We start from the raw sequence: 13,624 nt of genomic DNA, 5'->3' as shown, positions 1-13,624 counted from the left end.
ACTTTATTATTTTACTCTGTGTATCGGACTAGTAGTGACACTTACCGCACTCTAATCCACCCATTTGTGCAGCAGTTAATTTTGTTACACCGTACTTTTTAGACAATTCTTTGTGTACTTTGTCGTAATACGCGTTCCCTTCCATTTTCACTTCTGTTTCGCGGTGACAATTAATACACCAACCCATTGTTAGTGGAGCAAACTGCTTTTGAATTTCGTATGTTTCAACTGGACCGTGACACTTTTGACATTCGATGCCCGCTACGGTTACGTGCTGAGAGTGATTGAAGTATGCGAAGTCGGGAAGATTGTGGATACGTACCCACTTAACTGGTTTCGTTTTCCCTGTATATTTCTGATTGGTTTTATCCCAACCCACCGCATCGTATAATTTTTGAATTTCAGCAGTGTAAAACTCTTTTGAATATTCTGTATATGTTGAATCTTTATCACCAACGAATTCAGCGATGTTTTTGTGACAGTTCATACATACGTTTAGTGATGGTATACCAGCGTGTTTAGAAACTCGAGCCGATGAGTGACAGTATTTACAATCGATACCGTTATCACCAGCATGAATTTTGTGAGAGTAGTGTATTGGTTGAATTGGCGCATAATCTTGATCGACACCTATCTGCATTAAATATCCATACACGAAGTAAGCACTCGAAAGCAATAAGAAAATAGCCGTCACCAATACTAAGAATTGGTTTTTAGCATAAGCTTTCCATATCGGCGTACCTGCTGCTTTAGGCTCTGGAAGTGTTCCGTTATTCTTAGCGATTTGTGTCAGTACCGAATTAACTTTAACAAGCATGAAAATTAATATCGCTAGAACTAGAATAAGCGCACCTAAAATAATTGCGTTTGTGCTTCCATCTTCAGCTACTGGACCCCCGGGAACCGCACCAGCAACGGTAGCAGCAGGAGCTTCAATTGGCTGCGAAGTATACGCCAAGATGTTATCAATATCGGCATTTGTTAACTGCGGAAAAGCAGTCATCACCGATTTATTGTACTCGTTAAAAATTTTTAAAGCGTATGCATCGCCAGATTTAATTACCTCAGAACTGTTTTTGATCCACTTGTAAAGAAATTCTTTGTCAAGACGCTCAGCCACACCGCGAAGTGCAGGTCCGGTCATCTTGGCATCTAATTTGTGACAAGCAGCACAATTGGCATTAAATAAAGCCTTGCCTGCAACAGGATCACCAGCACCAGCAGGAGCAGCAGCTGCAGCGGGAGCAGCAGCGGCCGGCGCAGCAGCAGGAGCAGCTGCCGCAGGAGCCTGAGCCTGTGTCGCAAATTGCGCCACGACCAATAGTAATAAAGTAAATAATGATGTTTTTGAAATCAGAGGACTAATACCCGGTAGTTTCATATCAGAGTTGATTATCGTCTTTTGCGTATAATTATTGAGAAATCACCAAAACACAGCGCTTCCTCAAAAATTTGAGCAAAAATACGACGAAACACCAATTTGAAAAACCTTAAAATTATGATAATTTATAATTTATAATGACTCTAAATAACAGCTATTTTCAAGTTAAATTTAATTTTTACATTTGTTTAAACTCAATATTGATGCAAGTAAAGACGTTTCAGATTACACTCATCGCGCTAACATTCGCATGTTGTTTTAGTTACGGACAAAACCAAAGTTCTTCCACCGAAGAGAGTGTGAACAAAATCTTAAAAGAAAGACAGAAAATAGCGAGCGTTATTAACTTTTCTGACACCTATCGCATTCAAATTTACACGGGCACAAGCGAGGAATTGAAGAAAAAAATGTCGGAATTTAAGAAGCAATTCCCCGATTTAGATGCCGTGGTCTCGTTTAGCGCACCTTTATACAAACTTTGGGTTGGGAATTTTCGAACTCGTATAGAAGCGGAACGACAGCTTCTCGCACTTAAAAAGAGCTACAAACAAGCTTTGGTTATTAAACCTAAAAAGTAATACACAGCCTTATAGCGACTTCCGCACTATTAGTCGGCTTGGATTCTCAATCTTTACTCGCTCTTGGTCCCATACCATTTCCGCCAAACGTTTTCCCATGGCAGCAAAATCGGTGGAAATAGTGGTAACTCCACTGGCAACTACCCGCTTTAAGGCCGTGTCGTTATAAGAAATCAGTCCGACATCCTCTGCTATTTGGAAGCCTTTCTCCAAACAGCTTTCAATAATAAACACCAAATCTTCGTCATTAGGCACCACGTAAACGCAGCGCACTTCTAAACGAAACTGCGCTATATCTGTCACTATTTCATAAGAAAAGTCGTTTTCTTCACAAAAACGCTTAAATCCCCGCACCATGCCAATCGGCTCTTTATAACTAGTGAAAATCAATTTTATTTTCTGATATTTCATAAGTGCTCCTTTTGCTTCCGATAGAGAATTATACATGGCAGCTGAAAAATTTTGATAGATTGCCGGATAGCCTTCCAACGAATCGCGAATCTGATCTAAGATAAAAACGTCGGACACCGGTAATGTAGCTATAACATCTTCGATATCCGTTAAATTCGACGGCATCAAAATATACTTGGCGTAATTTCCCTTTGCATCGCGAATTAACTTCCGAAACATATTTGCATCGAAATGATGAAAGAAAAAATCTATTTGCGCCTTTCCGCCTAAAGCAGAAATAAAAGCTTGAAAAAGCTGCTCTTTAAATGCATTCAATTCGTCAAACAACAAGAAATAACGAAGTCCTTGCTGGAAATCGACCGTCTTAACAAAATAGCCTTTACCCATTATGGCATAAATAATTCCGCGCCGCTTCAGCTCATCGAACGCTTGAAATACCGTATCTCGCGAAATACCATTTTCCAAACAAACCTTATTTACCGACGGCAAACGCTCATCTTTAAACAAGCGCTTACTCAAAATCGCCATTTCTACCTGAGAAACTATCTGTTTATACGCCGGCACTACCGACCCCTTATCTACTTGTATGATTCGCATTGTTCAAAAAACCGGTAACGTTTTTATGTAAAACCGGTAGGTACTGGTCTGCAATTTAGCAAAATGTGTCTATTTTTGAAAATAGTTGAAAAAAACAGCCATGAAAAATTACATTTCGCAATTTAATTCCGAAATAATTACCAGCTCATTTGGTTTGCTTGCCGACGGCCGAGAAGTTTTCAAACACAAGATAACGAATGCAAACGGCTATGAATTAAGCGCTTCTACCTACGGCGCTGCAATCACTCATTTATTGGTTCCCGTTTCAGAATCTGAAAAAATGGATGTTGTCTTGGGTTTTGATTCGGCTGCCAACTATGAAAATTCATTTTCGCTACCCAATGCACCTTATTTAGGAGCTGCCGTTGGTTTATATGCCGGAAGAATCGATCAGGCCTCATTCGAACTCGATGGAAAAATCGTTCAGCTCGATCAAAATCACGGACCGCACCAGCTTCATGGCGGTTTTAAAAATCTGAGCAACCAAATTTGGAATTTTGACTCAGAAAAAAGCAACAAACAGCAATTAGTCTTTAATATAGGTACAAAACTCAACAGTGCTAATTACAACGCCGAGGTAAGCGTTACTGTTTCTTATGTCTTAACCGACGATAATGCACTAAAAGTTCGATTTTCTGCAACAACAGACCAACCAACAGCCATAAACCTCACACAACACAGTTATTTCAATTTAGATGGCGATGGACGGTCGGTTTTATCTCAAAAACTAAAAGTATTTTCGGAATCCTATCTCGAAACGAAACCCGACGGTATTCCTACAGGAAAGATTGTGCCAACAATAAATACCGCCTTAAATTTCACTGAGATTCAAAATTGTCCGCGTTCGATAGACAATACATTTACGCTCGCTCAACCTCTAGCAGCAGTGCTACACAGTCCGTCTACAAAAATTAAGCTGAGCGTGTTTACCAATCAACCCGCAGTACATATATATGTAGGAGGAAATTGCTTTAATACCCTTGCTGGGAAAAACTTTGCTAAGTATGGCGAAACGTCGGGTATTTGCTTTGAAACACAAAACTATCCAGATGCACCCAACCAAAAGCACTTTCCAAACTCAATAATTCAACCAAACGAAACCTATTTCCACGAAAGTATATTTCAATTTGAAACAAATAAAACTGAATAGAATATGAAAAAGATCGCCATTTTTTGTTTTGCTGCACTACTTGCGGCTTGCTCTTCCGACAACAATTCAACCACCACGCCACCCGATGTTGTAACCGACGAATTCATTCGCGGAGCCGACATGTCGTTTTTACCACTCATTGAAAGTGAAGGAACCGTTTTTAAGAATAATAACGTACCTGAAGATCCGATCATTACCTTAAAAAACGCAGGCTGTAACTACATTAGAATTCGTATTTGGAATAATCCTGAAACCTCGAGTAGCAGTTTTCAAGAAGTAAAAACGTTTGCAGACCGCGTACATCAAGCTGGTTTAAAAGTTTGGTTAACTGTGCACTATTCCGACACTTGGGCAGATCCCGGACATCAAACCAAACCACAAGCGTGGCAAAACATGAATCTCGAAGCACTGAAAACGGCCGTTGCAAGTTACACAACCGAGATTATGACGCAAATTAAACCCGACCTTATTCAATTTGGAAACGAAACCAACGACGGTATGTTGTGGCCCGAAGGACGCTTATCGACAAATGAAGCAAATTTTAAAGCGCTAGCATCGGCGGGTATTGAAGCGGTTCGTGCGCAATCAACACAAACTAAAATTATGCTGCACTTCGCTGGTATGAACGGTTCCGATTGGTTTTTTGATAAAGTTAAAGATTTAGATTACGACTATATCGGACTCTCCTACTACCCTATTTGGCACGGAAAAAGTTTAAATCGACTTAAAGAAACAATGGATGCATTAGGCAGTCTTTACAATAAAAAAGTTTTAATTGCTGAAACCTCGTATCCTTTTACACTAGGATTCAATGATTATACAAACAATATAATGGGTTTGGACGAGCAATTACACCCTGGTTTCTCTGCTACCGCTGAAGGTCAGCGCGCGTTTTTGTCATCGATACATAACACCGCAGAAGTCGCAGAATTTGGCATTGGCTTTTGTTATTGGGGTGCTGAATGGGTTGCGTTCCGCGGAAATACTGCAAGCAATGGCTCAACTTGGGAAAACCAAGCGCTTTGGGATTTTAACAACAATGCACTGCCTGTAATGACACAATTTAGAGACCGTAATTAATAGCTATGAAAAAGAAATATTGGTTGCCGGTACTGTTGTTTTTGAGCTACTTTTCTAGTTCAGCACAAACGAACAATGAATTTGCAAAAGGAGCAGACGTGAGCTGGCTTCCGCAAATGGAAGCAACTGGATTTGTTTTTAAAGATGCCAATGGAAATCCGGCGGACTGTCTTCAAATCCTAAAAGATCTCGGCATGAACACCGTTCGACTTCGCGTGTTTGTAAACCCAAATGACAACCCACAAAGCGGACATTGCAGCAAAGAAGAAACTGTCGCATTGGCTTTGCGCGCAAGCAAATTGGGTTTTAGAATTATGATTGACTTTCATTACAGCGATTCCTGGGCAGATCCTGCAAAGCAATTCAAACCAAAAGCATGGGAGAAATTAGCGTTCCCTAAACTAAAAAAAGCCGTTTACAATCATACTTACGACGTCTTATCCGCTATCAAAAAAGCAGGCGTTACTACCGAATGGGTTCAAATAGGAAACGAAATTCCCGGAGGCATGCTTTGGCCAGACGGTTGTACGCACAACTGGCCACAATTGGCGCAACTTTTAAACGAAGGCTATAAAGCTGCAAAAGCTGTAGACGCCAACATGGGCGTTATTGTACATGTCGATGAAGGAAACAACATCGATAAGTTCAATGCTTTTTTCGATCAGGCTACCAAACACGGAGTGCAATACGACATCATCGGGCTTTCATACTATCCGTTTTGGATTAAGAAAGATTATACAGAAACGATAACAGACTTAGAAACCAACATGATCAACCTCAGCAAAAAGTACAATAAAAAGGTTTTTGTTGTTGAAGTTGGTGGCGAAGTTTCTCAAGTTGAAAACACCTACAAATTACTCGAAGCCACAATTAAAGCCACACAAAACGTTCCGAATAACAACGGCTTAGGTGTTCTTTATTGGGAGCCGCAAGGTGCCGAAAGTTGGAGCAAATACAAACTATGCGCTTGGCAAAACGACGGCCGACCCTCACCGGCATTAAACGCATTCAAAAACTAAACTTATGTCGAAACTTAGCTCAATAGTACTCCTTTTTACAGTACTTACTTGGACCGGATTTTCACAAAAACGAACATCTTTAGACGACGACTGGCGGTTTCATTTCGGACACGCTGCTAATGCAGAAAAAGACTTCAATTACAGCATAGCCACAATTTTCTCGAAATCGGGTGGCGCAGCAAAAACAGCTATTGATCCGAAGTTTGTTGATACAACATGGACCAAGGTGCAGCTGCCTCACGATTGGGCTGTGAAACTCCCCTTCGTGTATTCCGACAACTTCGATGTGATTTCTCACGGCTTTAAACCTGTTGGCGGATTGTATCTCGAAACCAGTATTGGCTGGTACCGCAAGCGATTCCAAGTAAGCAACAGTTCAAAAAACAATCGGTTTGAGATACAATTCGACGGTGTTTTCAGAAATGCGTCGGTTTGGCTAAACGGCTTTTACTTAGGAACAAACCAAAGTGGCTACCTCGGCTTTTCGTACGATGTTACCGATTATCTGAAGTACGGAGAAGACAATGTACTCGTAGTTCGCGTTGACGCTACACAATATGAAGGTTGGTTCTATGAAGGCGCCGGCATTTACAGACGCGTGTGGCTACATGAAACGAATAAACTGCACATTCCACAGCATACTGTATTTGTAACTGCTACGCCTTCCGGCAGAAAAGCAAACGTCTCTGTGGCACTCGAGGTAGAAAACAAAAATCTAACTTCCGATAATTGCTCGGTGTACACATACATTACCGATCGCAACGGAAAAGAGTTAACGCGCTCTTCGAAAAAGAACTTACAGATTGGTGCACCCCGAAAAACCGACGCCAGCTTTAATCTTACGCTCAACAATTGTACACGCTGGGATTTAGAAAATCCGTACCTCTATCGTGCAGTTGTTGTCGTTGAAAAAAGCGGACAAAAAATTCACCAAGAAAAAGTGAAATTTGGGATTCGCAGCTTTGAATTCGACGTAAAAAAAGGCTTTTCGCTGAACGGAAAACGATTCAAGATTAAAGGTACAAACAACCACCAAGATCATGCAGGTGTTGGTGCTGCAATGCCCGACGATTTACAGTACTACCGCATTCGCTTACTAAAAGAAATGGGAAGCAATGCCTATCGCGCCAGCCACAACGCACCTACACCCGAGCTTTTAGAAGCCTGCGACAGCTTGGGCATGCTTGTTGTCGACGAACAACGATTGCTAAACAGCAGCCCGGAGTATTTAGACCAATTTGAACGTTTGATTAAGCGCGACCGCAATCATCCGTCGGTGATTCTTTGGTCGATTGGCAATGAAGAAGGTTGGATTCAGAAAACAGAAACAGGGAAGAAAATCGCCCAAACCTTATTAACACAACAGAAAATTTTTGATCCGACGCGAACTTCTACCTACGCTGCCGATATGCCGAACGAGTTCAACGGAGTAAACGAAGTAATTCCGATTCGTGGGTTCAACTACCGCCAAAACGCCGTTGCCGATTACCACCGCGATCATCCGAATCAACCGCTTATCGGAACTGAAATGGGAAGCACCGTAACTACTCGTGGAATTTACGAAGCAGATAAACAACGTGCTTATGTTCCGGATCAAGACATCACAGCACCTTGGTGGGCAAGCCGCGCCGAAGAATGGTGGGTGCTTGCCGCAGAAAACGACTTTTGGCTAGGCGGATTTATCTGGACCGGTTTCGATTACCGAGGCGAACCAACACCCTACCAATGGCCAAACGTTAACTCGCATTTTGGCGTTATGGATGTTTGCGGATTCCCAAAAAACATTTACTACTATTACAAAAGCTGGTGGACTGATGAAGATGTACTTCATATCTCACCGCACTGGAATTGGCCTGATAAAGTAGGTCAGGACATTGATGTTTGGGTGAATTCAAACGCCGATGAAGTTGAACTTTTTCTAAATAACAAATCGCTCGGCAAACAAGTAATGCCTCGAAACCGACACTTGAAATGGAAAGTGCCCTACCAAGCCGGAACATTAGAAGCAGTTGCGATCAAAAAGGGTAAAACCATTCGTGCGCAAGTAAAAACAACCGACACACCGTTTGCCATAAAACTCGCGCCTAGTGTTGAAAAAATGCGCGCCAACGGAACGGATCTCGCCATCATCAATGTATCGGTTGTTGACAAAAACGGATTGGAAGTTCCGGTTGCCGATAACGTGATTAAATTCCGCGTAAGCGAAAATGCCAAAATATTGGGTGTGGGTAACGGCGACCCAAGCAGCCACGAACCCGACCAATGCGCTCCCGGAACTTGGCAACGAAGCGCCTTTAACGGTAAATGTCAGCTGATCATACAAGCGGGAAAAACAGCAGGTGATATCACCGTTGAAGCATACTCAAATACATTACAAACCACAAAAATCACCCTAAAACAACTACCCTAAGTGCTCTTATCGATGAAGAAAAAACTCATCCGAAATACGGTTTCACAATTTAAAATCCAATTTCATCAAGAACCCGACGCCGTATTCCTTTCGCCCGGACGCATCAACATAATCGGCGAACATATCGACTACAATAACGGATTTGTCCTGCCTGCGGCAATTAACAAATACGTTTGCTTCGCTGTAAAAAAATCGTCGGGAACAACGATACGGCTTTTTGCTGCCGATTTAAACGACTACTACGAATTTGAAAGTAATACAAAACTCCAACCCATAGACAAAACGTGGGTGAACTACCTGATTGGTGTCATTCAAGAATTAAAAAATCGCGAATTGCACTTCTCTGGCTTTGATGTGGTTTTGAGCAGCAGTATTCCCATGGGAGCGGGCTTGTCGTCGTCGGCTGCGGTTTCTTGTGGAATGGCGTTTGCCCTAAACGAATTATTCGACATGGGTTTAACACGCGAAACGCTTGCGCGGATGGGACAAAAAGCCGAGCACGAATTTGCAGGTGTGAATTGCGGAATCATGGATCAGTTTGCCTCTGTTTTCGGAAAGAAAAATCAAGTTATCAAACTCGATTGCGATGATCTTTCCTACCAATACTACAACGCCGAACTCGACGAAAACTGCTTGCTGCTGATCGACAGCTGTGTGAAACATACGCATTTAACCTCGGGCTATAACGACCGCCGACAAGAAGTTGAAAGCAGTTTTGCGATTATCAAGCAGCATTTCCCCGACATTCAAAATTTTAGAGATTGTACTTCAGAACATTTAGCTGTTGTTGCGGAAGAATTAGGCGCCGTTCGATTGAAAAGATGTGCCTTTGTGATTGCTGAAATTGCTCGCGTGGGCAAGGCTGCTGAAGCTTTAAACGAAAAAGACTTCGAAACGCTTGGAAGTTTAATGTCGGAAACGCATCGTGGATTATCGACCGATTACGAAGTAAGTTGCCCGGAACTCGATTTCCTAGTTGCCGAAGCGCAAAAAAATACTGCGGTTTTCGGAGCACGCATGATGGGCGGTGGATTCGGTGGCTGCAGCATCAACCTAATAAAGAAAGCGGCTGTACCCGATTTTATCAATCAGCTGAGAACTGCCTACAGCCGAGAATTTGGAATTGAGCTCAAATACTACCCCGTAAAAATTTCTAAAGGAACTGCGAAAATTAAGAAAACATGGTAGCATTCGACAAACTGCAACACCCACACCGACGATACAATCCGTTGCTCGACGAATGGATTCTAGTTTCTCCACACCGAGCCGGACGCCCCTGGCAAGGACAAACCGAAACGCAAACGCAAAGCGAACGCAAACCTTATGAGCCCGATTGTTACCTCTGTGCCGGAAATACCCGTGCAAATGGAAAACAAAATCCGATGTACGAAAATTGTTACGTCTTTGAAAACGACTTCCCCGCGCTACTTAACGAAAGTGTAGAACCGACAAAATCGACACGCTTTTTTAAATCGGTTCCCGAACGGGGTGTAAATCGCGTAGTCTGTTTTTCTCCAAACCACGCGCTAACTTTAGCAGAAATGACGGTTACCGATATTTCCGAAATCAGCAAAACCTGGCAGCAACAATATATAGAGCTGGGCAATTTGCCATACATCAACTACGTACAAATTTTCGAAAACAAAGGAAGTGTCATGGGTTGCAGCAATCCGCATCCACACGGACAAATCTGGGCACAACAGTCTATTCCTTCCTTAATAAAACGCACGCAACACCAACTAAAGGAATACTTCGTTGAAAACAGAACGAACTTACTTTCGGATTATCTAAAAGAAGAATTGAAAGCCGGCGAACGCGTATTATTTGAAAATAATTCGTTCGCAATAGTCATTCCGTATTGGGCAACTTGGCCATACGAAACGCTTTTGCTTTCCAAGAAAAATCATAAATCGATTGCCGAGTTTTCAGAATTCGACCACTTGGCTTTCGCGGAAGCACTAAAACTACTTACAGTCAAATACGACAACTTATTTCAAACTTCGTTTCCATACTCGGCGGGCATTCACCAAGCTCCAACCGACGGCGAAACGCACGAAGAATGGTTGTTTCACATGCACTTTTATCCGCCATTGTTGCGAAATGCACAAGTAAAAAAATTTATGGTAGGCTACGAGATGCTAGCTGAAGCCCAACGCGACATCACGCCGGAGCAAAGTGCAAAGATTCTAAAATCGCTTTCCAACCAACACTACAAAGACCAAAAACCATGAACACCCTCTCGTTTCAAGATTATGCCGTTTTTATCCTCTATTTTTTCATCATAGTAGGCTACGGATTGTACATCTACAGAAAGAAAAAACAGAAAACGGCCGATAGCAAAGATTACTTTCTTGCCGAAGGATCGCTTACGTGGTGGGCCATTGGCGCTTCGCTGATTGCAAGTAACATCAGCGCCGAGCAATTTATCGGAATGAGCGGATCGGGTTTCAAAATGGGACTGGCCATTGCTACCTACGAATGGATGTCGGCTCTTACACTTATTATTGTAGCGGTTTTCTTTATTCCCGTGTATCTCAAAAACAAGATATACACCATGCCGCAGTATCTGAACCAACGCTACAACGCAAATGTTGCCATGATCATGTCTATCTTTTGGTTACTGCTGTACGTTTTGGTAAACCTTACATCGATTTTATATCTGGGCGCATTAGCTATTAATGCAATTTCAGGTTTAAACCTCAATCTGTGTATGTTCTTTCTGGCATTTTTTGCGATAATGATTACCCTCGGAGGCATGAAAGTAATTGGATTCACCGACGTGATTCAAGTATTTTTCCTCATTCTCGGCGGACTCATCACTACTTACCTCGCACTCGATTTAGTGGCAACGCATTTAGGTGGCGAAGGTATTGTGAGCGGTTTCCAACTCATGCAAAAAGCTGCTCCCGATCACTTTCACATGATTTTCGAGAAAACCAACCCAAACTACATCGATTTGCCAGGCTTATCAGTTTTAATTGGCGGTATGCTTATCATAAATCTCAACTATTGGGGTTGTAACCAATACATCACGCAACGTGCGCTCGGCGCCGATATGAAAACAGCTCGCAACGGTATTTTATTTGCTGCCTTCCTAAAGTTGCTGATGCCGCTTATCGTGGTTATACCCGGAATTGCGGCTTATGTGCTCTACCAAAACGGCTACTTTGGTGCCGAGTTTCTACAAGACGGTAGCGTAAATCCCGACAAAGCCTATCCAACGCTGCTGAATTTGCTACCCAGCGGATTAAAAGGTTTGTCCTTTGCCGCGCTAACTGCCGCAATTGTAGCCTCGCTTGCCGGAAAAGCCAACAGTATTGCCACCATTTTTACGCTCGATGTGTACAAAAAAAGCTTGAACAAAGCCGCCGACGAAGCCAAATTGGTAGCCATCGGAAAACGCACGGTTGTCGTAGCCATGATTATTGCCGTTATCGTTGCGCCTTTGCTGGGCATCGATAAAAAAGGAGGCTTTCAATACATTCAGGAATACACCGGTTTTGTAAGTCCCGGGATTTTTGCGATGTTTTTCCTCGGCTTCTTCTGGAAAAAGACGACAGCCAACGCTGCATTGTTTGCTACTATCGGCGGATTTATCTTATCTGTATTGTTTAAGTTTTTACCGGGTGTCGTTTCGTTAGAATTCCTGTATCCGTATGGTTTTGCCGTTCCAAATGCGTCGGGTGTGTACGAGATTCCGTTTGTTGATCGTATGGGGTTTGTATTCCTGATTTGCATTTTCGGCATGTGGATCATTAGTTTGTACGAAACCCGCAAAGGTGTTGAAACTAAAGGTCTGGATATCGAACCGGGCATGTTTAAAACCTCGACGGCCTTCAACGTTTGGACGCTCATAATCCTAGGAATACTCGCCGCACTTTACGCTATTTTTTGGTAGCCAATAGGGTTCAAATAGAAGGCGTGAGAGCATCCAAAAACAAATTCCCCTAATTTACAGACTGGGGTTGAAGATATCTTTTACAGCAATCTGGTATTATTTTTTATCGAACTCACGAATAAATTTTAGTTGAAATGCGTCGTATCTTTGTTGTTTAGTGAATTTCTGCTACCTCTCAAACACAGGTTAATGTTGCGTAATATTTAATTAATTCAAGAAATGAGTTTCAACTTCAAAGAGATTAAAGAATCTATTCGAATTAAAGACAAAGAGATCAAATTAAAGGTGCTTACATTTTCGGGTAAAGACGGAGATTATTATGTTGTCGTTTCGCCAGCTCTGTTGGTTAGTGGCTACGGCAACACAGAAGAGGAAGCTGAAGAATCTTTCAAAGCAAACTTGGAGACATTTTGTCGAGATCTTATGGTTTTAGACTCCGAACAAAGAGACTTAGAACTCAAAAAGCTGGGATTCCTTAAAGAAAAATACCACACTAAAAATTTTTCGAAGGCCTATATCGATGAAAACGGCGTGCTCCACGGGCTTGAAAAAAGCTCTATAAGAACTTCTATGCTTGAAGCAACGGTCTAAGTTTTTTGGAAAGTTACAGTCATGGGAAACAATAGGCCTGTAAAAACAAAAGATTGGGTGGCTTTTTTAGAAGCTCATGGCTGCAAATACTTACGAACAAAATCATCGCACGATCATTACAAGTGTCCAGGCTGTTTTAGAACAATAACGCATCGCGAAAAAGACAAAGAAATTCCTGCTTTACATGCTAAAACAAACTTAGCAACGTTGGGAAAAACACTACAAGAATTGTACGATTGGATTGACAAAAACTGCTGATTTCCGGGAAAGGAAAAAACGAATTACACATTTAAATACCGTTAAACAACTCTTTGCTCACTGTTTTAGCTTAGATTTTTCGGGGCACATCCTGCCGCTCATTTAGTGGGAAATCGGGTTTGCGGCAGGCCGGGCGTTATACCAATTAGACCTATAAAAAAGTCCAATAAAAAAATGTTTTTAAGCCATAACTGCTTTAAAAAAAGCTTCCGTAGCGCTGCTATGCAACATTTTTTTGCATTGTTCTGCCT

Annotated in this window: 12 protein-coding genes; 10 read left to right on the top strand and 2 right to left on the bottom strand. The window is 42.1% G+C overall.

Features of this window, described 5'->3' with window-relative positions; translation table 11 throughout:
* Positions 1-28 precede the first annotated feature (28 nt).
* Positions 29-1,381: a c-type cytochrome gene (locus tag CHX27_RS08820; protein WP_094486406.1), complete on the bottom strand. Its 1,353-nt coding sequence runs from the start codon at positions 1,379-1,381 to the stop codon at positions 29-31.
* Positions 1,382-1,584: 203 nt separating this feature from the next.
* Here CHX27_RS08820 and CHX27_RS08815 point away from each other — a divergent pair, with 203 nt between their 5' ends.
* Positions 1,585-1,959 carry an SPOR domain-containing protein gene (locus CHX27_RS08815; protein WP_165764476.1) on the top strand — a complete coding sequence of 125 codons (375 nt, stop codon included), beginning with the start codon at positions 1,585-1,587 and terminating at the stop codon, positions 1,957-1,959.
* A gap of 9 nt (positions 1,960-1,968) precedes the next feature.
* On the opposite strand, the gene CHX27_RS08810 is transcribed toward CHX27_RS08815, so the two are convergent.
* On the bottom strand, positions 1,969-2,967 hold the full coding sequence (locus CHX27_RS08810; RefSeq protein ID WP_094486404.1) for a GntR family transcriptional regulator: 999 nt from the start codon (positions 2,965-2,967) through the stop codon (positions 1,969-1,971).
* A gap of 100 nt (positions 2,968-3,067) precedes the next feature.
* Between CHX27_RS08810 and CHX27_RS08805 the strand changes: the two genes are divergently transcribed.
* The 9 genes from CHX27_RS08805 (at position 3,068) to CHX27_RS08765 (ending at position 13,373) form a co-directional block, all read left to right on the top strand.
* The gene (locus CHX27_RS08805) at positions 3,068-4,117 is read left to right on the top strand and encodes an aldose epimerase family protein (protein WP_094486403.1); all 1,050 of its coding nucleotides are present in this window, start codon (positions 3,068-3,070) and stop codon (positions 4,115-4,117) included.
* A gap of 3 nt (positions 4,118-4,120) precedes the next feature.
* Entirely contained in the window at positions 4,121-5,197 is a 1,077-nt protein-coding gene (locus tag CHX27_RS08800) for a glycoside hydrolase family 53 protein (RefSeq protein WP_094486402.1), read from the top strand.
* Between the two features lie 5 nt (positions 5,198-5,202).
* Complete coding sequence (locus CHX27_RS08795) at positions 5,203-6,216, top strand: glycoside hydrolase family 53 protein (RefSeq protein ID WP_094486401.1); 1,014 nt, start codon at positions 5,203-5,205, stop codon at positions 6,214-6,216.
* A 4-nt stretch (positions 6,217-6,220) separates the two neighbouring features.
* Positions 6,221-8,626 (top strand): beta-galactosidase GalA, encoded by a 2,406-nt coding sequence (galA, locus tag CHX27_RS08790; RefSeq protein ID WP_094486400.1) that lies wholly within the window; start codon positions 6,221-6,223, stop codon positions 8,624-8,626.
* Positions 8,627-8,638: 12 nt separating this feature from the next.
* Complete coding sequence (gene galK, locus CHX27_RS08785; protein ID WP_094486399.1) at positions 8,639-9,814, top strand: galactokinase; 1,176 nt, start codon at positions 8,639-8,641, stop codon at positions 9,812-9,814.
* Positions 9,808-10,857 (top strand): UDP-glucose--hexose-1-phosphate uridylyltransferase, encoded by a 1,050-nt coding sequence (locus CHX27_RS08780; RefSeq protein WP_094486398.1) that lies wholly within the window; start codon positions 9,808-9,810, stop codon positions 10,855-10,857. Before galK ends, CHX27_RS08780 begins: the two co-directional genes overlap by 7 nt.
* Entirely contained in the window at positions 10,854-12,524 is a 1,671-nt protein-coding gene (locus CHX27_RS08775; protein WP_094486397.1) for a sodium/sugar symporter, read from the top strand. Before CHX27_RS08780 ends, CHX27_RS08775 begins: the two co-directional genes overlap by 4 nt.
* A 219-nt stretch (positions 12,525-12,743) precedes the next feature.
* A complete protein-coding gene (locus CHX27_RS08770; RefSeq protein ID WP_094486396.1) occupies positions 12,744-13,115 on the top strand; it encodes a hypothetical protein in 372 nt (123 codons plus the stop codon).
* A gap of 21 nt (positions 13,116-13,136) precedes the next feature.
* Positions 13,137-13,373, top strand: coding sequence for a type II toxin-antitoxin system HicA family toxin (locus CHX27_RS08765; protein WP_094486395.1), 237 nt, complete (start codon positions 13,137-13,139; stop codon positions 13,371-13,373).
* The last annotated feature ends 251 nt before the right edge of the window (positions 13,374-13,624 follow it).

Origin of the sequence: Flavobacterium aurantiibacter, from assembly GCF_002251775.1 — a bacterium.
Lineage (GTDB): Bacteria > Bacteroidota > Bacteroidia > Flavobacteriales > Flavobacteriaceae > Flavobacterium > Flavobacterium aurantiibacter.
The sequence above is the reverse complement of the archived record's forward strand: the minus strand, read 5'-3'. Positions and strand labels throughout refer to the sequence as shown.